Source organism: Hymenobacter sp. BT559, from assembly GCF_016427535.1.
Lineage (GTDB): Bacteria > Bacteroidota > Bacteroidia > Cytophagales > Hymenobacteraceae > Hymenobacter.
Window position 1 is genome coordinate 1,577,105 of sequence record NZ_JAELXV010000001.1, and the last position, 22,731, is coordinate 1,599,835.

The 22,731-nt window shown below is 60.1% G+C and carries 18 protein-coding genes; 11 read left to right on the forward strand and 7 right to left on the reverse strand.

What is annotated here, in order from left to right; genetic code table 11:
• Positions 1–64 precede the first annotated feature (64 nt).
• From JAO77_RS06525 to JAO77_RS06545, 5 genes are all read right to left on the reverse strand, one after another.
• Positions 65–1,693, reverse strand: a complete 1,629-nt coding sequence (locus JAO77_RS06525; RefSeq protein WP_198989462.1) for an alpha-L-fucosidase — start codon at positions 1,691–1,693, stop codon at positions 65–67.
• Positions 1,694–1,821: 128 nt separating this feature from the next.
• Positions 1,822–3,351, reverse strand: a complete 1,530-nt coding sequence (locus tag JAO77_RS06530; RefSeq protein WP_198989463.1) for a SusD/RagB family nutrient-binding outer membrane lipoprotein — start codon at positions 3,349–3,351, stop codon at positions 1,822–1,824.
• Between the two features lie 17 nt (positions 3,352–3,368).
• Entirely contained in the window at positions 3,369–6,815 is a 3,447-nt protein-coding gene (locus JAO77_RS06535; protein ID WP_198989464.1) for a SusC/RagA family TonB-linked outer membrane protein, read from the reverse strand.
• 24 nt (positions 6,816–6,839) lie between these two features.
• Positions 6,840–7,871: a FecR domain-containing protein gene (locus JAO77_RS06540; RefSeq protein ID WP_198989465.1), complete on the reverse strand. Its 1,032-nt coding sequence runs from the start codon at positions 7,869–7,871 to the stop codon at positions 6,840–6,842.
• 195 nt (positions 7,872–8,066) lie between these two features.
• The gene (locus JAO77_RS06545) at positions 8,067–8,648 is read right to left on the reverse strand and encodes an RNA polymerase sigma factor (RefSeq protein WP_198989466.1); all 582 of its coding nucleotides are present in this window, start codon (positions 8,646–8,648) and stop codon (positions 8,067–8,069) included.
• Positions 8,649–9,222: 574 nt separating this feature from the next.
• Between JAO77_RS06545 and JAO77_RS06550 the strand changes: the two genes are divergently transcribed.
• From JAO77_RS06550 to JAO77_RS06575, 6 genes are all read left to right on the forward strand, one after another.
• Entirely contained in the window at positions 9,223–10,902 is a 1,680-nt protein-coding gene (locus JAO77_RS06550; RefSeq protein ID WP_198989467.1) for a S8 family serine peptidase, read from the forward strand.
• Between the two features lie 164 nt (positions 10,903–11,066).
• Complete coding sequence (locus tag JAO77_RS06555) at positions 11,067–11,381, forward strand: hypothetical protein (protein WP_198989468.1); 315 nt, start codon at positions 11,067–11,069, stop codon at positions 11,379–11,381.
• A gap of 149 nt (positions 11,382–11,530) precedes the next feature.
• Positions 11,531–12,241 (forward strand): ribulose-phosphate 3-epimerase, encoded by a 711-nt coding sequence (gene rpe, locus JAO77_RS06560; protein ID WP_233635582.1) that lies wholly within the window; start codon positions 11,531–11,533, stop codon positions 12,239–12,241.
• A gap of 72 nt (positions 12,242–12,313) precedes the next feature.
• Positions 12,314–14,830, forward strand: coding sequence for a TonB-dependent receptor (locus JAO77_RS06565; protein WP_235998226.1), 2,517 nt, complete (start codon positions 12,314–12,316; stop codon positions 14,828–14,830).
• A gap of 97 nt (positions 14,831–14,927) precedes the next feature.
• Positions 14,928–15,263 (forward strand): hypothetical protein, encoded by a 336-nt coding sequence (locus JAO77_RS06570; RefSeq protein WP_198989470.1) that lies wholly within the window; start codon positions 14,928–14,930, stop codon positions 15,261–15,263.
• A 33-nt stretch (positions 15,264–15,296) separates the two neighbouring features.
• Complete coding sequence (locus JAO77_RS06575) at positions 15,297–15,959, forward strand: alpha/beta fold hydrolase (protein WP_198989471.1); 663 nt, start codon at positions 15,297–15,299, stop codon at positions 15,957–15,959.
• Positions 15,960–15,990: 31 nt separating this feature from the next.
• Here the strand turns inward: JAO77_RS06575 and JAO77_RS06580 are convergent, their stop codons facing one another.
• Positions 15,991–16,449 (reverse strand): RES family NAD+ phosphorylase, encoded by a 459-nt coding sequence (locus JAO77_RS06580; RefSeq protein WP_198989472.1) that lies wholly within the window; start codon positions 16,447–16,449, stop codon positions 15,991–15,993.
• Between the two features lie 2 nt (positions 16,450–16,451).
• The gene (locus tag JAO77_RS06585; protein ID WP_198989473.1) at positions 16,452–16,916 is read right to left on the reverse strand and encodes an Xre family toxin-antitoxin system antitoxin; all 465 of its coding nucleotides are present in this window, start codon (positions 16,914–16,916) and stop codon (positions 16,452–16,454) included.
• Between the two features lie 551 nt (positions 16,917–17,467).
• Between JAO77_RS06585 and hisG the strand changes: the two genes are divergently transcribed.
• From hisG to hisB, 5 genes are all read left to right on the forward strand, one after another.
• Positions 17,468–18,319 carry an ATP phosphoribosyltransferase gene (hisG, locus tag JAO77_RS06590; RefSeq protein ID WP_198989474.1) on the forward strand — a complete coding sequence of 284 codons (852 nt, stop codon included), beginning with the start codon at positions 17,468–17,470 and terminating at the stop codon, positions 18,317–18,319.
• Positions 18,320–18,440: 121 nt separating this feature from the next.
• On the forward strand, positions 18,441–19,745 hold the full coding sequence (hisD, locus tag JAO77_RS06595) for a histidinol dehydrogenase (RefSeq protein ID WP_198989475.1): 1,305 nt from the start codon (positions 18,441–18,443) through the stop codon (positions 19,743–19,745).
• Between the two features lie 116 nt (positions 19,746–19,861).
• Positions 19,862–20,914: a histidinol-phosphate transaminase gene (gene hisC / locus JAO77_RS06600; RefSeq protein WP_198989476.1), complete on the forward strand. Its 1,053-nt coding sequence runs from the start codon at positions 19,862–19,864 to the stop codon at positions 20,912–20,914.
• Between the two features lie 19 nt (positions 20,915–20,933).
• On the forward strand, positions 20,934–21,494 hold the full coding sequence (locus tag JAO77_RS06605; protein ID WP_198989477.1) for a GNAT family N-acetyltransferase: 561 nt from the start codon (positions 20,934–20,936) through the stop codon (positions 21,492–21,494).
• Positions 21,495–21,568: 74 nt separating this feature from the next.
• Positions 21,569–22,669 carry a bifunctional histidinol-phosphatase/imidazoleglycerol-phosphate dehydratase HisB gene (gene hisB, locus JAO77_RS06610; RefSeq protein WP_198989478.1) on the forward strand — a complete coding sequence of 367 codons (1,101 nt, stop codon included), beginning with the start codon at positions 21,569–21,571 and terminating at the stop codon, positions 22,667–22,669.
• Positions 22,670–22,731 lie beyond the last annotated feature (62 nt).

A 22,731-nucleotide genomic window follows, 5' to 3' on the forward strand; every position in this document is an offset into this window, starting at 1 on the left:
AGCCCGAATAAGGGCGGTTATGCAGCGGGCAATGATGCATAACTGCCCTTATTTGGGCTCTCTTTTAATTTACCAGCTTGGTGTCGCCTTCTACCGCTACGCCGCTTTGCTCGGCCACGGCCTTGTATTCAAAGGCGCCCTTAGGCGTTTTTAGCGGCGCGGCAAAGCGGCCATCGGCCCCCACCGGCACCCAGGCCGAGTACTGCCACGGGTCGGCGTAGAGGGTCTCGACGCGGCCGCGGTAGGCCCGGTAGGCAAAGCGGGCGCGCGTCACGCTTTTGCCTTTGTAGTTGTAGAGGCGCCCGCTGAGCTGGGTGCTGGCGGCGGCCGGCTTGGCGGCGGTGGTTTCGACGGTCACGGCCTCGGCCATAGCGGGCGTCACGTTGGTTAGCTTGATAACTAGGGCGTTGGGCCAGCGGTGGTCGTCGTAGATGCGCTGCGACTTCACGGCCGTTACGACCAACCCGCCGGGCGTTTGCTGGAAGGTGGGGCGCACGTCGAGGCCGGGCTTGTACTCCATTATTTTGCCGTTCTGGCCCAGCACGCTCACCGTGGTGTTGGGCTGCGCTTTCACCGAGTGCAGCGTGAAGGTGCGGCGCTCGCCTTCTTTCCAGTCGGGCACCTCCGTCACGATGGCGTACAGGTTCTTGCCTTTGGCCGTAAACAGGACGTTGTTCTCCTTGCTCACCACCCAGCTGCGCGTGCTGTCGATGCACTCGTGGTTGAGGAAGTACCACGCCGCCATTTCGCGCAGGCGGCCTTCCTGCTCGTCGGGCAGCGCGCCGTTGGCCTTGGGGCCCACGTTGAGCAGCAGCGAGCCGCCCTTGGAACGGGCCTCCACCAGCAGGTCGATGAGCTGGGTGCCCGACTTGTAGCGCTCGTTGGTGGGCTGGTACTGCCAGGCCGTGCCGATGGTGATGGGCGAGAGCCAGGGCTGCGTAATGGGCGTGCCGGGCAAGGTTTGCTCGGGCGTTTTGATGGCCCCGCGGGTGATGAGCAGGTTGGGCTGGATGCGCCAGCAAGTTTCCTTCACGACTTCCTTGGGCTCGCCGTCGATGAAAAACACGTCGATTTTGCCGTAGTTGGTCATCAATTCCTCGCACTGCCGGCGGTTGTAGTCGTTGTACTTCTGGGTCATGGCCGCGTCGAACTTCACGTTGTCGCGGGTGATGGGCAGGTGGTTGGCGTGTAGGAAGTAGAAGTCCTCCGGCGAAAAGTAAAAGCCCACGTCCAGGCCCGCGGCGCGGGTGGCGTCCACAAACTCCTTCAGCAAGTCCTTTTTATAGGGCGTCTTGGTGATGTTGAAGTCCGTGGTTTTGGTGTCCCACATGCAAAACCCCGCGTGGTGCTTGGTCGTGAACACGATGTACTTCATGCCCGCCAGCTTGGCCAGCTCGGCTATTTCGCGGGGGTTAAACTTGTCGGGGTTAAACGTCTTGGGGAGCTCCGTGAAAAACCGGTCCACGTAGTCATCCGAAGCGCCCACCAGCGAGTGGCTGATGACCACGCCCAGCTGCGCGTCCACGCTAAAGTGGATGAACAGGCCGGCGCCGGTGTTTTTTAGCCACTGCTCGCGCTCGGGCTTGTTCAGGTTATAGCTGCTTTTCTCATCGTCGTTCACCACGTCGTTTTGGGCACGGGCGGCTTGGAAGCACAGCAGCAGGGGCAGGATGGCCAGTAGTTTGGTGGGCATCAAAGAAGCTTGAAAGAAGCGGTGGGCCCTAGGTTGCCCTAGGGCCCACTTGCTATAGTATGTAATCAAAATCGGTTTCTAGGTCAACGAATGGGCGCACTAACCTAGGCAACAGGGACCTAGGTGCCCTATTGCTTATCCCAGTACACGCGGGTCAGCAGGTTGTCGGGGCCCTGCCGGGCCACGGCCGCCGCGTACGAAGCTGGGTTGAGGTTCTGCTCCGAAATGGGATAGATGAAGCGGCGCGGAAACTGCCCACCCGTGGCGTTGCCCGTGTAATTGTTGGGCGTGAGGGCAGGGTAGCCGGTGCGCCGGTAGCTGGAAAATGCTTCCTGCGCATCGGGGAAGATGCTGACCCAGAACTGCGTGTAGACCTGCTGCATCTGCTGCGCAAAGGTGCCCGCCACCAGTTGGTTGCGGCTCACATAGGCGTTGATTTTAGCGGCCGGAATGGTGCCGTCGCTCGCGCTGAAGAGGCTCCACTGGCGCAGCGCTGCGGCCACGCCATTCGAGTACAGCGTAGCGGCCGGCGTGCCGGTCGACCAGCCGCGCAGCGCCACCTCCGTTTGCAGGAAATACGACTCGGCCGCCGTGAATACCAGAAAGGGCGAGTTGCGCAGCAGCACCGTCTTGGGGTTGGGCTCGCTGAGTTGGGCAAAGTTGGCGGGCTTGGCCCCTAGGTTGGCCGGCATGCCTTGCTGCTTGGCAAAGGTGGTGTCGGTCACGTTGGGCGAGCCGCCCGTGTACACCACTGATACCACTGGTAGGCGCGGGTCACGGGTTTGCTTGAGGTAGTTGATGAAAACGTCCTGGTACTTGCCGCCTTCCTGGTTGGTGCTGCCGTTGGCCGCGATGTAGTCGCTGATGTACAGGTTGTAAGCCAGCGGGTTTTGGTTGATGAGCTGACCGCTGGCCAGGTACGATACCTTGGCAATGTCGCCATCGGCCGTAATGACGCCGCCCGCCAGCGCCTTGGTGGCCCAGGTTTGGGCCGCGGCCGCGTCTACTTTGGTCAGGCGCATGCCTAGGCGCAGCATCAGGGAGTAGGCCAGCTTTTTCCACTGCGTGGGGTTGCCGTTGTAGATGAGGTCCGACTGGCCGTAGCTGGCTTGGCTGGGGTCTAGGCTCTGGGCGGCTTCGTCCAGCTCCTTCAGCATATCGGCGTAAATGTCCTTCTGCGCGTCGTAAGCGGGCGTAAACTGGTTGTCGGTGTAGCCCTTGGTAGCCTGCGAGTACGGAATATCGCCGTACACGTCGGTGAGGCGGCTGTAGCAGTACACGCGCCAGATGCGGGCCTCGGCCAGCAAATTCACCCGGGCCGGGTCGTCTTTCACGGAGTTGATTATCAACGTCAGCTCGTTGAGTGCGCCGGGGTAGGCGTTGCTAAACGACGACGACGACGAATTGACCTGGCTAGCAATGTACTTCGAGCCAAAGCCCGCCACGTCGTTGTAGCTGGTGGTGTACTGCATGGTGCCTAGCAGCAGGAGCAACTGGTTGGATACCCCGTCGTACTGGGCCTTGGTAAATAAAAATTCCGGCGTGAGGGTATTCACCGCGTTGGGGTTGGTGTTTATCTCCTCAAAGTTTTTGGTACAAGCCGTACCTAGCAGCAAGCTCGTCGCCACCAGCAGGCATTTAGAAAATAAGCGCTTCATCGGGAGTGCCGGGTGGATTAGAATTTAACAGAAAGATTGACGCCATACGACCGGGTGCGGGGCAGGCCGATGGACTCTAGGCCCTGGTAGTTGCTGTTGCTGAAGCTCTGCTCAGGGTCGAAGTCGGTGTGCCGCAGCAGCGTGGCCAGGTTGCGCGCCACGAAGGCGATGGTGGCCGACTGCACGTTGAGCTTGCTGATGTGGAAAGCCGGCAGATTGTACCCGAGGATAACCTGGCGCAGCTTGATGAAGCTGCCATCGTGCAGGAAGAGCTCCGAGTAGTTCTTGTAGTTGTCGTAGTAGTTGCGCAAGCCGCTCACCGGCACCGTGCGGTCGTAGGCGCTGCCGTCCTGGGTCACGCCCTGCAGGCGTAGGCCCGACTCGCGGCCTGGCAGTGTGGACTTGAGCAGCCCTAGGCGGGTTTCGTACACCTCGCTGATGGAGAATACCTTATTGCCAAACTTGCCGTCCAGCAGCACGTTGAGCGAGAAGCGCTTGTAGCGGAAATCGTTGTTGAAGCCCATCGTGAGCGGGGCCACGCTCTTGCCCAGCGGCTGCAAGCCCGTGGCCACCGGAAAGCCGCTCGTGGCGTTGTACACGGTGTTGCCATTGGCGTCTTTCAGGATGCGGGTGCCCACAATCTCGAAGGCCGACTCGCCCACGATGTTGTTGATATTGCCCCAGTTACCCACCGTGGAAGCCAGGTTGATGGACGAGATGCCCTCGGCCAGACTCAGCACCCGGTTGTCGTTGTAAGCCACGTTGTAGCTGGCGTTCCAGGAGAAAACGGAGCTTTTAATGGGTGTTCCGCTTATCAAGAACTCGATGCCCCGGTTGCGCACGCGGCCCGCATTCAGGTACACGCTGTTGTAGCCCGAAGTGGGGCTGATGGTCGAGTTAACGATATCCCTATCCGTCAGGCGGTTGTAGTAGGTAATATCGAAGCTCAGGCGATTATCCAAAAATTGTCCCTCGATGCCACCCTCGGCCGTGGTCGAGAGCACCGGCCCTAGGTTGGCATTGGTGATGCCCGCGATGCCCGAGCCCGGCGTGTTGCTGCTCACGTTTTGTAGGGGCTGGCCCGAGCTAGGCACGTTGCTGTAGGTCAGGTTGACGGCGTAGGGGTCGGGGGCTCCCTGGCCCACCTGCGCGTAGGCGCCCTTGAGCTTGATTAGGTTTACCGCCTTAGGCAACTGGAAGAGGTCCGATACGATAAGACTACCGTTGACGCTGGGATAAAACTGGCGGTTGTTGCTGGGGCTCAGGTTTGAGTACCAGTCGTTACGCCCCGTCACGGTCACGTACACCAGGCCTTTATAGTTGAAGTCGGCTGAGCCAAACGCCGAGTTTACTTGCTGCCGCGACGAGAGCGCCAGCGTGGTCGACGAGGCCAGGTTGTTGTAGCTGTAGAAGAACGGAATCGTGAATCCGGTGCCCGCTTGGTCCAGCTCGTTCAGCTCGGAGTGCCGCCGGTTGGCCCCCGCCAGCAAGGACACTCCGAAGTCCTTAATCTGCCGGTTATAAGTCAGGGTGGCGAGCCCGTTGGTCTCGCTCACGTCCGACTTGATGCCCACGTACTGCCCGGTCAGGGCATACAGAGTGCCTGTAGGCGTGACGCTGGCAAAGTTGTAGTCGTAGTGGTCCTGGCTTACCACGCCCTTGAGCACCAGCCCTTTCAGAATCTCGTAGCTTATCGAGCCCTGGCCGATAAAGCGGTTCTTGCGGTCGTCTTCCTGAAACTTATTAATTACGAAGTAGCCGTTGGTGGCGATGCCGGCGTCGTTCCACACGGTTTCGTAGCCGCGCGCGTCGTAGCCGGGGTTCAGCCAGCGCACGTCGGCGGTGTTGGCAATCATGTAGGGCGACCAGTTGGGGTTGGCCGAGGCATCGCCCGCGCTGGGGCGGTTGTGGGCTACTTCGAGGTTGTACTGCGCCAGGGCCTCGTAGCTGAGGCGCGGGCTCAGCTTGCCGCTTAGGTTGAGGTTCGCCGTTTTGCGGTTATAGGTGGTACCCGGCAAGATGCTCTTGCTATTCAAGTCGGCCAGCGAAAACCGGTACGCAATCGACTCATTGCCACCCGAAAAGGCTACCGTATTAGTGAGCGTGCTGCCGGTGCGGTAGAAGTGCCGGAGGTTATCTTTCTGGGCCACGTAGGGGTGCGTTTGGCCATCCACGCCCACGTAGTCGGTCGAGCCATCTAGCTTGGCGCCCCACGAGCGACGGCCTGTGGCCTGGGCGGCGGCCAGGGTAGTGGGCTTCACGCCCCCGTCGCCCTGCCCGTACTCATACTGAAAGTCGGGGAAAACGGAAATGGATTCCGCCGTAAACGCCCCATTGTATTCTAGGCCAATACCCTTTTGCGCCCGGCCTTTTTTGGTGGTAATCAGGATAACTCCGTTGCCACCGCGCGAGCCGTAGAGGGCCGCCGCCGTGCCGCCTTTCAGCACCGTAATCGACTCGATATCATCAGGGTTGATGCCCGAAATACCGTCGCCCCGGTCCACGTTGCTGCCGCCGCCGTTGGCCGTGGGGGCCTGCCCCGGCACCGAGTTGTCGATGGGCATGCCATTGACCACGTACAGCGGCTGGTTGTTGGCCGTGCCCGACAGCGAGCCGTTGCCCCGGATAATGACCCGGCTCGAGCCGCCCGGGCCCGTCGAAAGCCCCGCCACGTTCACGCCCGCCACCTTGCCGGTCAGGGCGTTGGCCACATTGTTTTCGCGGGCTTGGGTGAGGTCTTCGCCCTTCACCTCCGTCACGGCATACCCTAGGGAGCGCTTTTGCTTGTTGATGCCCAGCGCCGTTACCACGACTTCGTCCAGGTTTTGGTCGCTCTTGGCCAGCTTGATGGTGAGCGGCGCCGACCGGTTGGTCACGGTCAGCTCCACCTTGCTGTAGCCCACAAACGAGGCCACCAGCGTCACGGGCTTGCCGTCGTAGCTGGCGGGCAGCTTCAGGCTGAAGCTGCCGTCGGCGTCGGTAGCGGTGCCTATCGAGGGATTATCTTTCAAAATAACCGAAGCGCCCGGCACGCCGCCACCGTCCTCGGCAAACTGCACCTTGCCTTTGATGGGCTCGTCGGCCATGCGCTGCCCGCTGGCCGGAATAATAACGTACTGCCGGGCGGTTATCTGCTTGAAATCTAAGCCGGAGCCCGTTAGTAACTGGCCCAGCCTAGCATCAATGGCTAGCGCCGAACTGTCGGCCACCGTCCCAAACTTGTTATCAAGCAGGCCCTCCTGGTAGGCAATCTGCACCCGGTACGTTTGCTTGAGTTGGCGCACTACCTCCTTCAGCGGTCGCCGGGTGGCGGCGCTAGGCTGAAGGCTTTGTGGCCGGTAGTGCGCGCCGCCGGTGGGGGGCGGGCTCACCATGGCTAGCTGGGCCGCGCTAGGCAAGCTGCGGCAAGTAAGCAGCAGCAGCGGAGCGCACCATTTCAAATTCCTGGAGTCGAAATTTCTCATACGGGTGTGGTGGGAGGTAAGTAATTAGTTTACAATTATTTGCTTGCCATTTTGGTAGATGCTCACGTGTAAGATGGTCGAAATGGTTTGCAGCAGCTCCTGCACGCTGGCCACGTTGATGTCGCCCTCGATTTTGAGCTGGCGGGCGGCGGCATGGGTGTAGCGCACCCGGTAGCCGTGCGTGTCTTCGAGCGACTTCAGGATGTCGCCCAGCGTGCCGTTGCGGAACACAAACTGGCGCTTAGACCAGCTTGCCAGCTTCTCAGGGTGGGTTAGCTTGTCGGTGAGGACCAAGCTTTTGGCGGCGTATTCGGCGACCTCGCCGGGGGCGAGCACCAGCGAGGTCGCGGGCCCGGTCGGCGTTGTGGCCGTCAGCCTGACTTTGCCTGTTACCAGCCCCACCCGCACGTCGGCGTGGCGGTTCATCACGTTGAAGGTGGTGCCTAGGACCTCGATATTCAGGTTGTTGCAGTGCACCACAAAGCGCTCGCCCGGCCGAATGTGGGTCGAGTCTTGGTTGAGATGCACCACCTTAAAGAAGCCTTCGCCCTGGAGCCAAGCCTCGCGCACGTTTTGGCCCCAGCCCCGGTGGTAGGTCAGCGCCGAATTGCCGTTCAGCACCACCTGCGTGCCGTCGGGCAGGTCCACCGTTTTTAGTTCGCCAAAGGCGGTTTCTACTCGCTGCTCCTGGTTGTACCACACCGCTAGTGAGCCCGCCAGCCCCAGTGGCACTAGCGCCGCCGCAAGGCGTAGCGCCCGCGGCCAGCGCCGCGTGGCCCGCGGTAGCACCAGCGGTCCAGTAGCCGCGGGCCCCACTTCGGCCTCAATGCGTTGCCAAATTTCTGCCTGCTGCGGGCTCTCGAAGGTGGCCTGGGTGCGGTAGGCGCGCAGCAGCCAAGTAGCCTGCGCTATGGTGGCTTGCTGAGCTGGGTAGTACTCGCCCACGCGCTGCCAAAACAGCACCGATTCGGCCGTTGGCTCCAGCACCGACTTTACAAAGGCATCATCTTCTAGCAGTTCAGCAATTGTTAACGAAGCGTATTTCGTCAAATCCATAGGGTAGGCGCATTGTCTACCTCGGATATACCCGGGCCTATCTTAATTATCCCTTTACCCTGGGAAAATTTTCAATTAATTTTTTCGCACTACCTAGTTGGGGTTGGCCGGGCCAGTCGCACTTGCTGGCAGGATAGCGATTTTTGACTGACTAGGTATTTGCAAATGAGGTATATATGCCGAAGGCGCAGGTGGCTACTTCCCAAACAAGGAGCTGCCAAACGCGGAAGAACCTTTAAATAATTCTTCCAGCTTGTTGAGAGCTTTATAAAGCAGCTTGTAGGTGGAAGCCACCGTAATATCCATGATGTCGGCGATTTCGGGGTAGCTGAACCCCTCGTAAAAGCGGAGGAAGACGATTTCCTGCTGCCGCGCCGGCAGCGTGCCAATCACAGCCCTCATCTTGTGCTGTAACGCCCGCTCTTCTTCGTCTTCGATGACGGCTTGGTCAAACGAGACTTCGAACGGAAAGTCTTCGGCACCTTCATCTACGCTGGTGAAGCGCGACCGCACATGCAGCTTGCGAAAGATGATGCTGCGCAGGGCCTTGAATAAATAGTTCTTTACCGATAATGGATTGCCTAGGGTCTGCCTAGTAGTCCATAATTTAATAAATAAGTCCTGTACGGCATCCGCAATCAACGCCACGTCTCGGGTAAATTTATGGCCGTAGTTGTTCAGCAGCTTGAAGTAGTAGTTGTAGAGCGCGGTGTAGGCCTGCCAATCATCTTGCTTAAATAAATTCCATAGCCGTAGCTCTTCGTCGGGAGGTAGCATAGTGGCTAGGACAGTTACTAATCAGAAGTTTATATTGTAAGAAAGCGGGGCCAGTGGACGACGATAAGCTTCGGGCAGCCGCCACTTGATGCGGCGTGCAAGTAGCCTAGTCGAGAGAGATAGCAACGAAGCCGCCACCTGGCCAAACGGATAGCCACTGGTAATACTAGGGAACGCGGCTCAAGAATGCTGCGTCAGGTTTGCTAAATCAAAAGAATTGCCCAGCTGGCTAGGGCAGTAAAAAGCCAACTGGCGGGCCGCTGACTGGCCAAGAAGGCTGCGCCAGTGGGAGGGAGGCGGCGCAAGTAAATAGGCTTGCCTCAGGTAGTGGCTCTCAAAGCTGCTGCGAGGCTGCCCGCACCACCTCGCTGTCCGGACTGCCGCAAACATAGAAGGCTCTAGGGTGATATCCAAACCGCTTAAATAAAGAAGGCGAGCGGCTAGCACCTGTGCAGCATGCGGCTAGCAAGCGCGGTAGCTAGGCTGCCGCGAACTACCTAGGACGCACTCCTGTCTGGCTTACGCGGCGGCGCCTGCCCCGCGCTAACTTGCCGTTTCTTCTCTACTTGCTATTATGAAGTATTTTTTAGGGCTGGCCACTGCGCTTTTGCTGGGCTTATCGGGTTCGGCTGCTCAGGCGCAGGGCACAGTGCGCCGCCACCTTATTTATTTTCAGGATAAAACTGGCACGCCATACTCGGTAAGCCAGCCGCAGGCCTTCTTATCGGCGCGGGCGCTGGCCCGGCGCAGTCGCCAGGGCATTGCGGTGCGCCCGCGCGACCTGCCCGTGAACCCCGCTTATGTGGCCCAGGTACGGGCCGTGAGTGGTAGCCCGCAGGTGCGCTACACCTCGCGCTGGCTCAATGCGGCAGTGGTAGCCTGCGATTCGGCCACCCTAGGGCGCATTTACGAGCTACCCAGCGTGAAAGGCGGCCAAACCCTGAGCCGATTGCCCGAGCCCCCGCGAGCGGCCCCTGCACCGGCTCCAGCCCCCGCCGCCCGCACCTCGGCCGAGGACCGCGCCACTTACGGCAAGGCCTATGCCCAAAACGAGCTCATTGGGGCGGTGGCTATGCACAAGGCAGGCTACCAGGGCGAGGGCATGCAAATAGCTGTGTTCGACGCTGGCTTTCCGGGGGCCGACCAGCTGGGGGCCTTGCAGCTATTGCAGCAGCAGGGCCGGGTGGCTGGCACCCGCAACTTCGTGGACGGCGGCACTAGCGTGTACCAGCGCAACAGCCACGGCACCAACTGCCTGGGGCTGATTGGCGGCGAACTGCCGGGCACCTACGTGGGCACGGCCCCGCACGCCACCTTTCACCTGTGCATTACCGAAGACGTGGCCAGCGAGTACCCGGTAGAAGAAGCCAACTGGCTGGCCGCCGCCGAGTACGCCGACTCGGTCGGCGTTGATGTCATCAGCTCGTCCCTAGGTTATAATACCTTCGATAGGCCGGCCGTGTCGTACACCTACGCCGACCTCAACGGGCGCACGGCCATTAGCAGCCTAGCAGCCCTAGGGGCCGCACGGGCGGGCATGGTGGTCGTGAATTCGGCTGGCAACGACGGTAATAACTCGTGGCGCTACATCGCGGTGCCAGCCGATGCCGACAGCATCATCACCGTAGGGGCGGTAGATTCGCTACGCCAGCACGCGAGCTTCAGTTCCTATGGCCCCACCGCCGACGGGCGCATCAAGCCCACACTCTCGGCCATGGGCGTGGCCTCGGCGGTGCTCTCAGCCACGGGTACTATTTCGCGGGGCAATGGCACTTCCTACGCCTGCCCCGAGCTGGCCGGCATGGTAGCGGGCTTCTGGCAGGCCAACCCCACGCTCACCGCCCAGCAGGTAATCTCGGCGCTCTGCCGGTCGGCCTCGCAGGCCCAGGCGCCCGACAATACCCTCGGCTACGGCATCCCCAACTTCGTGGCCGCCTACAACTTGCTGCACCCCGGCGCCCCGCTAGCGGCCACGCCGGCCGCGGCCGGAGGCACCCGCCTAGGTATCTACCCCAACCCAACCCGAACCGGCGAGCTCACCCTGGTGCTACCAGCCAGCTTGCAGCGCCAGGCCCTGCGGGTGCGCGTGCTCGATGCCAAAGGGGCCACGGTGCTCGAGCGCAGTCTGCCGGCCCAGGTCACGGCCGAGGTACTGCTGCACCCCGCCCGCCAGCTGGCGCCCGGCACCTATCAGTGCGTGGTACAGCCGCTAGCTGGTGGCAGCGCCCAAACGGTGCGCTTTACCCAGCAGTAGTAGCAGTGCTTGCGCAGCGTCCTTCTAAGTTGGGCACGCAGCACCAACTCCGTTAGTAAAATAAATGCTAATAAAAATTGCTTTTTGTAGCTAATATTATTGGCTATTTATAATGAATTTCGTACCTTTATAGGGTAATAAAACACGCTTCTCTCATGGTTCAGATGATGACCACCAAGCGCATTGGGCGCCGCCAGTTTCACTTCACGGTGGAGGGCAAAAACTTTCACGAAGTAGTAGCTGAGTACGAGCGCCTAAGCTTTCCCGACGTAGGGGCCTGCGGCCTTTGCGGCTCCGATAACCTCGACCTAAGCAGCCGCGTGGCGCAAGGCAAGTTCAAGTACACCTCCATTAAGTGCCGCGACTGCAAGGGCGACCTCACCTTCGGCAAAATGCAGGAAGATGAAAATACCTACTTCTTGCGCCGCAAAGAAACCGGCGAGCTCGACTGGCGCGCCTTCGAAAAGAAAGCAGAATAGTCACTTAGAAGTGGCTACTCCTTAAAATTTGCCTTCTTCGCATCCAGAAGCCGGCTGCTGGCAAGGTGCCCGGCGGCCGGCTTCGTACTTTTGCTCGCTGTGGACTTGTGCGAGCGATTACCTTCTGACACTCTTCTTTCTCTACCTCCGTGAATATCAAACCTGGCAGCCGCCGCCACGAACCCTTGCTAGCCCCCTCGCTGCTCGCCAGTGACCTAGCCAACCTGCAAGCCACCGCCGAAACCCTAGCTGGGGCCGAGGCCGACTGGCTGCACTTCGACGTGATGGACGGCCGCTTCGTGCCTAATATCTCCTTTGGCCTGCCCGTGCTCGAAGCTCTGCGCCCCCACGCCCGCCAGCCCATCGACGTGCACCTGATGATAGAGCAGCCGGAAAATTACCTTGCCGCTTTCCGCGACGCGGGTGCTACTAACATAACGGTGCACTATGAGACTTGCCCACACTTGCACCGGGTGGTAGAGCAAATTAAGAGCCTAGGCTGCACGGCCGGCGTGGCTCTTAACCCAGCTACCCCCGTGAGTTTGCTTGAAGATATTGCCGCCGACCTCGACGTAGTGCTCATTATGTCGGTAAACCCCGGCTTTGGCGGGCAAACGTTTATCCCGAACACCCTGCGCAAGGTGGCGGCCCTCAAGGAGCTGCTGCTCGACCAGGGTTCGGGCGCGCTCATCGAGGTCGATGGCGGTGTGAACGAAACCAATGCTGGCCCGCTCGTGGAGGCCGGGGCCGACGTGCTGGTGGCCGGTAGCTTCGTATTTAAGTCGCCTGGTGGGGCGGTGCCCACCCTGGCCCGCCTGCGCAAGAAGCTGCGTCAGGTGGTAGAGTCGAGCGCCAAGTAAAAGAGACTGGCGGCCCCAGCCGTAGCAGGGCCGCCAGTCAAGTTGCTTTCTATAATTAGTGAGTTGTTGAGGTTGAAGCAGCGCGTACTACTTATTTGGGTATTAGGAAGCCTGGCCGGGGTACCTAGGGCCAGCCACGGCCAGCAGGCCCCGGGGGCACCTGCCGGGCCCCGCGCTGCGCTGCTCACCTTCACCGGCACCGTGCGCGATACCCAAGGCCAGCCCCTGGAGCTGGTTGCGGTGAGTATAGAAGGCCAGCCCGGCGGCGCTATCACGACGGCCACGGGCAGCTTTACGCTACGACTGACCAAACCCGTGGGGGAGGAGCCCCTGGTGCTGGTGGCCCGCCGCCTAGGATACCAACCCACGCGCCTGCCGCTGCAGCTGCCCGCCGATGCCAGCCGGCCCTTGCGCCTAGTGCTGCAGCCCGATGCCAAAACCCTGACCGACGTGACGGTGCGTGCCCGCGCCGCCGACGCCGATAGCCGCGAGCAGGTCAGCCTCGTGCAACTCGACCCCACCACGGCCAAGGTGTTGCCTTCGCCCTTCGGCGACTTCAACGCCATTCTCAAAACGCTGCCCGGCGTAGTCAGCAACAACGAGCTGACCAGCACTTACAACGTGCGCGGCGGCAACTACGACGAGAACCTACTTTATGTCAACGGCTTTGAGGTATACCGGCCGTTTCTCGTCACGCAGGCGCAGCAGGAGGGCCTCAGCTTCATCAACCCCGACCTGGTGCAAAAGGTCGATTTCAGCACTGGCGGCTGGCAGCCCAAGTACGGCGACAAGCTTTCGTCGGTGCTCGATATTCAGTATAAGGAGCCGGCCAAATTCGCGGCTTCGGCCACGGCCAGCCTGGTGGGTGGCGCGGCCCACGCCGAGGCGCGCTCGGCCAACGGCCGCGTGAGCTACTTAGGGGGCGTGCGCTACAAGAATGCGCAGTACGTGCTCAACTCGCTGCGCCAAAACCAGGGCCAGTACAATCCCACGTTCTACGACGCGCAGGGCTACGTGAACATCGGCCTGGGCCGCAAGGATGGCGACTTGCAAAAAACCAGCCTAGGCGTGATGGGCGTGCTGGCGCACAACGACTACCGCTTTGTGCCTAATACCGGGCAGGTCACGTTTTCGACGGGCGCCGCGCAGTTTACCCGCGTCAACATCTACTACGATGGCCGCGAGCGCATGCAGTACGACACCTACCAGGGTGGGCTGAATTTGCGGCATAATTTCCACCCCGGCTTGCAACTTGAACTGCTGGGTTCGGCGCTGCTCACGCGCGAGTTTGAGTTTCGCGACGTGGAAGCGTCCTACCGCTTTTCGGAAGTCAATAACGACCCCACCAGCCCCGACTACAACCAGCCGGTGCGCACCCGCGATATCGGTTCGTCGTTTAATCACTCACGCAACGACCTCACGGCCCGTATCTTCACGGCTGAGCTGCGCGGCCGCTGGAACCCCGGCGGCGACCCCCTAGGTGCCCACACCATTCGCTGGGGCGTGAAAACGGGTCGCGAAATCATTCACGACCAGCTCGACGAGTACAGCTTCGCCGACTCGGCGGACTACGTGCCCGATGCCCGCCGCACCCGCCTAGTCGCCGACCTCACCTTGGAGAGCCAGCGTACCCAAGGCTACGTGCAGCACACCTGGCAAATCGACTCGCTAAAAACGCTTACTTACGGTCTGCGTGGGCACTATTGGTCGGTCAATCAGCAGTTTGTACTTAGCCCTAGGGTGCAGTTTGCGGCCCGTAGCCGCCGCCACCCCGAGCGTAGCTGGAAGCTGGCGGCCGGCCTCTACGCCCAGCCGCCCTTCTATCGCGAGCTGCGCAACTACCAGGGCGTACTCAACCCTGAGCTGCGGGCCCAGCGCTCGCTGCACCTAGTAGTAGGCCGCCAGACCGAGCTGCACCTGATGAACCGGCCGTTTCGCCTCAGCACTGAGGCGTACTACAAGCACCTCACCGACGTCATTCCTTACGAGGTTGATAATGTGCGGCTGCGCTACTACGCCAACAACAACTTAACCGCCTACGCGGCCGGCTTCGAAACCCGCCTCAGCGGCGAGTTTGTGAAGGGCGTCGAATCGTGGTTGAGCCTAGGGCTGCTCACTACCCGCGAAAAAGGCGACACCGTGGCCACCGTGGTAGATGGTAAGCGCACCGGCTACCAGACCCTAGGGTACATCCGCCGTCCCCAAGACCAGCGCCTGACGGCCAGCATCTTCTTCCAAGACCACCTGCCCGACAATCCCTCGGTGCGCGGCTACGTCAATCTGGTGTTTGGTACCGGTCTGCCCTTCAGCCCGCCCGGCCTGCCGCAGTACCGCGGCGACCAGGCTATCACCCGGGCCTACCAGCGCGTCGATATCGGCTTTTCCAAGGTCGTAAGTCTGCGCAACACGCCCAAGCCGCACGTATACTCGCTCGAAAGCCTGTGGTTGGGCCTGGAGATTCTCAATATCTTAGGGGCCAACAACGTGGCCGGCTACAGCTACTTGCAAGACGTGAACGGCACGACCTACGCCGTGCCCAGCTACCTCTCGCAGCGCGTGCTCAATATTCGGGCGATAGCGCGGTTTTAGGGTGGAGTATTAAGTGACTTTTGTGTTCTCAAGATGTAAGAGTGCGATGATGGAGAGCAATTGCTTAAAGAGTTGCTTGTTATTATTCGTATTAGTTGTGAGCGAATGTCAATCAGGAGATGGCTGTGCTGCTTATAAACATTATATTGAGGGCCTAGCTTGCTCTTTAGTAATACTCAAGCAAAATGATTTTGGAAGAGAGTATTGCGTTGAGGGATATAACCCAACTAATAAAAGAAAAGTAGTATTTGAAGATACGGGAGGGCTTTATATGACTATAAGAGAATCCGTAACCATTGGTGATACATTAGTAAAACTTAAATCCAAACCTTATTTTTTGCTGAAGAAGAAACAGTTCAATATCAAGTTTGAGATAAAATGCGATGGTGACATCTCACTCCTTTCTCCAGCAGATACAATACCTAAAAGCTAAATCATACTAGTAGCAGCCTGTCTTGTTATACTTGTGAAACGCCTACTATTACTGCCCGGCTATCTCGAGGACGGTACCATCTTCGATACCCTACGGCTCTTGCTGCCGTCCGCCCAGATAGAAGTTATCGAACTGGAGCCCGCGCTGGCACAGTGGCAACCTAGGGGTCCGGTGAGCGCCGTAACGCTGGCGCGCTACTTGACCGAGCGCTATGCCATTGGCCCCGCCGACGTGGTAGTAGGTCACTCGATGGGTGGCTGGATTGCAGCCCATATTAAAGCTGAAAGCGGTGCTACGGCTGTGCTGCTCAGCTCCTTTACCGACCAGCATAAGGTAGTGGCTGCCTCGCGCAATCCAGTACTGCTGCGGCTCTACGCCTACCTAGGGCTCGGGCGCAGCCGCTGGCTGCGCGAGCGCGCCAAGCGTGAGTATCTGTTCGACGAGTCGCGGGCGCTCTACGGGCAGTTGGCCGATGGCTTGGTCTGGATTCCGCGCCGCTATGTGCACCGGCAGCTACAGGTGCTGTTTGCCCCGGTGCCGCCATTGGCCATCCGGCCCGAACTGCGAGTGCACGCTCTGGCCGACAATGTGGTGCGCCCGCCCGACGAGCCGTTCTTAGAGATTCCGGGCGACCACTTTGCTCATTATTATTACCCGCAGCTGGTAGTAGAGGCTATCCGGCCGCTGCTGGGTTGAGTATGTAGCCTGGCTCGACACCCGTTGCTCATTATAGAGGCTCTTGCTTGATGCGTGGGTCGAAGATGAAATCCGCGGTGCTGAGCAGCGTAATCTGCTCGAAGTCAGGGTGGCTGGTATTGATTAGGTAGTTAGCCTCGGATGTGATGATGGCCGAGGGTACCTTTAGCACCGCGCTCCGGCGCAACTGATACCACGCGCTCCCTATTTCCTGGCACTGCGGGTAGCTAGTTACGAGCTGCCAGTCGGTGGGCAGCAGGGCGGCAGATACTTCCTCCACAAGCACCTGGTCGGGAATATCAAGCCGCATTAGCTTAAAGGGGGCTTGCAAACCCTCGGCGCCCCGGTGCACCACGTTTTCGAGGCAAGCCAGCGAGGCCGTGGCCGCGGTATAAATAATGTATTGCCCCGCCGTGTTCCAGCGGTTGGCCACCCCCGAGGCCGTGAGGCGTTGGGCATACCTAGGGGCCGAAATGCGAAATACTTCCACCGCTACGCCAGGTCGCCGTAGGCAATGCGGGTGAGCTCATCGGCCACCAGGTCGATGCCGCCGCCGGTGTAAAACAAGTCGATGGGCAGCTTGCCGGCCAGGCCATAGGCGGGTTTTTGAAGCCAGCGCGTAAAGGATTCGCTATCGCCGAATACCTCCTGGCCCAATTCAGCTACCTGCGCCAGCTTGAGCAGCTGCTCGCTCTTGGGGGCGTCGAGCAGCTTGTCCTCTTGTTGGTAGTGGCGAAAAGTCTTGGTCGTAATACCCAGTATGTCGGCCATTTGGGTGGCATCTAGGCCTAGGCTGCTGCTAATGGTCTGCGCCTTCACGGCAGGCAGCCCCTGCTGCGCCAGCAGCACGAGGCGCAAGGCATCGTGCGAGGCTTCCGGCGACCCAAACACTTCCAGGATAAGTGCCGAAACGGCTTCCTGTTTTCTGGTTTCAAAGGCGAAGGGAACAACTTGCATGGCGGTGGGACTATTAAGCAGCAGTAAAAGTAATGGAAATTTTTCCTTTAAACCTAGAAAATATTCTTTAGGTTTTCCAGCCTTTACACGAGTGCCTTGGCTATTATGGTACCCTAGGTAGGCGAGTAGCTCGTCACTATTCATAATGCTATAAATAATAGGCTGAAAAATAGAGTAATGCAGTAGGTAATAATAAAAATATGCGTAGCCACTCTATGGCTAGGGTTGCCAACTAGCGGCGGCCGCTTACCTTTGCCCCGTTATGATGTTGAACGCCCGTCGCGCTACGCCCGTGCTTACTGCTGCCCAACCAGCCCCGCTTGCGGGCTGGGGCGTGGCCGTGCATCACCACCACCATCTGTAGGGGACCGGGCAACCGGGCTGGCCGCCGCTTCGTAGCCCCGCCAGCCGCTCGCGTCTCCGCCACCGTCCCCAGGCATCTGGGCTGTCTGTTTCTCGTTCGGGTTTTCTAATGCGTCGTTCGGCTGGCTAGGTGCCACTGAAGGCGGGTTTGTTATTGCTGCTCGCCGCGCGGGTGGTTTCTTATTCTAATGCTACGCTTAGCCATTCAAAAGTCCGGCCGCCTGTCGGACGATTCGCTGCAACTCATTCGGGAGTGCGGCATCAGCTTCGTTTCGTCTTCTTATAAACTGAAGGTAGAGGCCAGCAATTTTCCGCTCGAAATTCTCTACTTGCGCGACGATGATATTCCGGGCTACGTGCAAGATGGCGTGGCTGACCTAGGTATCGTGGGCCAGAACGTGCTGGTCGAAGCCGGCGGTGCCGCCCTCGAAGTAGAAGCTCTCGGCTTCAGCAAGTGCCGCCTAAGCTTAGCCGTGCCGCGGGGTGCCGACTACAATTCGGTAGCTGACTTGCAGGGCAAGAACATCGCCACCTCGTACCCTAGGCTGCTCGGCGACTACCTCGCGGGCCAGGGCGTGCAGGCGCACTTGCACACCATCAGTGGTTCGGTCGAAATTGCGCCTAGCATCGGGCTGGCCGAGGCTATCTGCGATATCGTGAGCAGCGGCTCAACTTTGCTCGGCAACGGCCTGCGCGAGGTTGAAACTATTTTCCGCTCGGAGGCTGTGCTCATTGCCGCGCCCAACCTGAGCGCCGAGAAGCAAGAACTGCTCGACCAGTTGCGCTTCCGGATGCAGGCCGTGCGCCGCGCCCAGCGCTCGAAGTACATTGTGCTCAATGCCCCGCTGGCCGCCCTCGATGCCGTGAAGGCGCTGCTGCCAGGTATCAAGGCCCCCACCGTGACGCCGCTGGCTGAAGAAGGCTGGGTGTCGGTGCAGTCGGTAGTAGAGGAAGACAAATTCTGGCACATTGCCGGCGAGCTACGCGCCATTGGTGCTGAGGGCATCCTGGTACTGCCGATTGAGAAGTGGGTGGGGTAAATGGTCGAATTGCTGAACTGGTGAATTGTCGGATGGCTAAATGGCCAAAACATAAGAAGCCAGCCATTTGGCAATCACCCATTCAACCATCCAGCAATCCACCAGTTCAGCAATTCCAACGATGCAGATTTTCCGTAACCCCGCGCCGGCCGAGTGGGCCGCGCTTCAGCAGCGCCCCTTGGTCGACAGCAACGCGACCGTGCTGGCCCGCGCCGCCGAGATTTTTGACGACGTAGCCCAGCGCGGCGATGAGGCCCTGCGCCACTACGCCGCACAATTTGACGGCGCCCCCGACCTAGGGGGCCTGCGCGTGAGCGCGGAGGAACTGGCCGAAGGCGCGGCCCAGGTACCCGCCGAGCTGCAAGCTGCCATTCGGCAGGCCCGCCAGAACATCGAAAAATTTCACGCCGCCCAGCGCCCCGCCGCTGTGGAGGCTGAGGTCGAAACTATGCCCGGCGTGCGCTGCTGGCGCCGTAGCGTGGCCGTGCCGCGGGTGGGGCTTTATATTCCGGGGGGCTCGGCGCCGCTATTCTCTACCTTGTTAATGCTGGGCGTGCCGGCCAAGCTGGCGGGCTGCCGCGAGATTGTGCTCTGCACGCCGCCCGGCCGGGGCGATGGGCGCATCGCGCCCGCCATCCTGTTTGCCGCACAAGAGCTAGGGCTCACGACCATTATCAAAGCTGGGGGCGCGCAGGCTGTGGCGGCGCTCACCGTGGGCACCGCCTCGGTGCCGGCCGTAGACAAGATTTTTGGTCCTGGCAACCGTTACGTGACCGCCGCCAAGCAGCTGGCTGCCCAGCGCGGGGTAGCCATCGACATGCCTGCTGGCCCGAGCGAGGTATTGGTAATTGCCGACGGCAGCGCCAACCCAGCCTTCGTAGCGGCCGACTTGTTGTCGCAAGCCGAGCACGGTCCCGATTCGCAGGTGGTATTACTGACTGATTCGGAACCCATATTACAAGGAGTAGTAGCCGAATTGGAGCGCCAACTGCCGCTGTTGCCCCGCGCCGACATTGCTCGCCAGGCCCTGGCTGAGAGCCGGGCCATCTTGCTGCCGGATACGAAAACGATGCTGGAATTCAGCAACCAGTACGCGCCCGAGCACCTTATCCTGGCCGTGGCCGCGCCCGAGGACCTAGCCGCCGATATTTACAACGCGGGCTCGGTATTCATGGGCCACCTCACGCCCGAAGCCGTGGGCGACTACGCTTCGGGTACTAACCATACGCTGCCTACCGGTGGCTATGCGCGGGCCTACAGCGGCGTGTCGCTCGATTCGTTTTACAAGAAAATCACCTTCCAGCAACTCGCCCCCAACGGCCTGCTCGCCCTAGCCCCCGTGGTAGAGCCGATGGCCGAGGCCGAAGGCCTTCGCGCCCACGCCCAGGCCGTGGCACTGCGTCGCGAGTATCTGGCTACTGTTTAATATAGACTGTCCTGCTGAGCCAGCGGAGTATCCCGCTCGCTGCGTCGCTAACGCCGGCAATTACTGCGCCACGCGAGATGCCTCCCTGCGTTCAGCATGACTAACGATTCTAGTATATGCCCTTCGATTTAGATTCGCTTATTCGTCCTAACGTGCGGACGATGAAGCCTTACTCCTCAGCCCGCGACGAGTTTCAGGGCGAGGCCCGCGTGATGCTCGACGCCAACGAGAACAGCCTGGGCAGCGCCGGCCCCGCCGAGTTCAATCGCTACCCCGACCCGCAGCAGCGCACCCTCAAAGCGGCCCTAGGTCCGCTAAAGGGCGTCGCGCCCGAGCAGGTGTTTCTCAGCAATGGCTCCGACGAGGTGATTGACCTGCTCGTGCGCCTGGTGGCCCGCCCCGGCCAGGACAGCATCTTGAGCACGCCGCCCACCTTCGGCATGTATGAAGTAGCCGCCGCCCTCAACGACGTAACCCTGGAACGCGTGCCCCTCGACGCCGATTATCAGCTCAGCCCGGAGGCCGTTGTGCAGATTATAGCTTCTAAAGCTAAAATCGTATTCCTGTGCTCGCCCAATAACCCGACTGGTAATCTGCTGCGCACAGCCGATATCGAGCAGATTTTGCGCGGCTTCCCCGGCCTGGTAGTGGTAGATGAGGCCTATGCGGACTTTGCCGACCAGCCCAGTTGGATTACGCGCCTAGCGGAGTTTGCGAACCTAGTGGTGCTGCAAACCTTCTCTAAGGCCTGGGGCCTGGCGGGCATCCGCCTAGGTATGGCCTTTGGCTCGCCGGAGGTTATTGCCTACCTCAACCGCATCAAGATGCCCTACAACGTGTCGGAGAATACCCAGCGCCTGGCCCTGGCCGCGCTCGCCGACACCAGCCGCTTCGAGGCCATGCGCCAGGAATTGCTGCAAGGACGTGCCATGCTGCAAGCCGCGCTGGCCGAGCTGCCCATCGTCGATTACATTTTCCCGTCCGACGCCAACTTCCTGCTCACCCGCTTCCGCCCCGATGTGGGCGCGGTGTATGAGCACCTGCTGCGCCAAGGCATCGTGGTGCGTCGGCCTACCCAGTCCGCCTGCGCCGGCTCCCTGCGCCTAACCGTGGGTACGGCCGCTGAGAATGACGCGCTGTTTGCTGCGCTGCGGGATTTTAAAGCATAATTGACAGCCGAATACGCTGATGAGACGTGAGATTACGGCCGGCCCTTTAGTACTGCGCAAGCTGGAAGCGGCAGTTGCCCCGCTGCTGCTCGAGGCCGCTAACACTTCTTACTCCCCGTCGTTTACGCAGTTTGCGCCGTGGTGCCATTCGGCCTATTCACGGGTTGACAGCGAGCAGTTTATTGCGCAATGTGAGGCCGATTGGCAGCAGGCGACGGCTTTTCAGTTTGCCATACTTGATGCCTCGACCGGCGAGTTCTGCGGGGGTATTGGGCTCAACCAGCCCAACCGGGCGCATGGCCTGTACAACCTAGGTTACTGGGTGCGGGCGTCGCGGCAACGCCAGGGCATCGCCACGCTAGCTACCCGTGAGCTGGCAAAAAGTGCTTTTGTTGACTTGCCGGAAATCCACCGCCTTGAGTTACTGACTATGCCGAACAACGTAGCTAGCCAGCGCACGGCGCTGGCGGCAGGTGCCACGTACGAGGGTCTGCTCCGACAGCGCCTGCGGGTTGGAGCCGTTTCACACGATGCCCTGCTGTTCTCATTGGTGCGGGCAGACGTAGCGGAAGCTACCTAGTCCCGCATTTCGGTCCAGTCAGCCCGCTTTAGCGGGCGTATCCGTTAAATCTTAAAAATCCGTTTGAATCCGCGATGAAAGTATTATTCATTGACCGCGACGGCACTATCCTCATTGAGCCGCCGACCGATTACCAGATTGATGCCTGGCATAAATTCGACTTCGTGCCGGGAGCCATTACGGCCCTGGCCCAACTGGCCCGCGATGGCGAGTATGAGCTGGTGATGGTGACCAACCAGGATGGCCTCGGCACCGATAGCTACCCCGAAGCCACCTTCTGGCCCTATCAGCAAAAAATGCTGGACATCCTGAAAGGGGAGGGGGTCGAGTTCAGTGAGATTCTCATCGACCGCAGCTTTGCCCACGACCCAGCCCCGACGCGCAAGCCCGGCACGGGTTTGCTTACGCGTTACCTCGACCCGGCCAACGGCTACGACTTGGCGCACTCCTATGTTATTGGCGACCGCCTCACCGATGTGCAGCTGGCTGAGAACCTAGGGTGCCGCGCCATCTTACTGCACACCGAAGCCGACGAGCGCGCCGCGCTCAGCACGACCAGCTGGGCTGATATCTACGAGCACCTGCGCCGCCCGCCGCGCCGGGCCCATGTGATGCGCAACACCAATGAGACGCGCATCGAGATTATCCTCAACCTAGACGGCACCGGCCACACCGACTGCCAAACCGGCCTAGGGTTCTTCGACCACATGCTCGACCAATTAGGCAAGCACAGCGGCTGCGACCTCTACGTGCGCACCCACGGCGACTTGCACATCGACGAGCACCACACGGTAGAAGACACGGCCATCGCCATCGGGGCAGCTTACAACGAGGCCCTTGGTGACAAGCGCGGCGTAAACCGCTACGGCTTCCTGTTGCCGATGGATGACGCGCTCGCCCAGGCGGCTATCGATTTCTCGGGGCGGCCTTGGCTGGTGTGGGCTGCCGACTTCCGCCGCGAGCGGGTGGGCGATGTACCGACCGAGCTGTTTTACCATTTCTTTAAAAGCTTCTCCGACGCGGCCCGCTGCAACCTCAACATCAAATGTGAAGGCGATAACGAGCACCACAAAATCGAAGCAATTTTCAAAGCCGTGGCAAAGTCTATTAAGCAGGCCGTGCAGCGTGACCCCACCGGCCAGCACGTGATTCCCAGCACGAAAGGCATATTATAAATAGGACTCTCAGTGTTTATTCATTTGTTAACAGCAGGTGAGTAACGCAGCCTACATAAGTA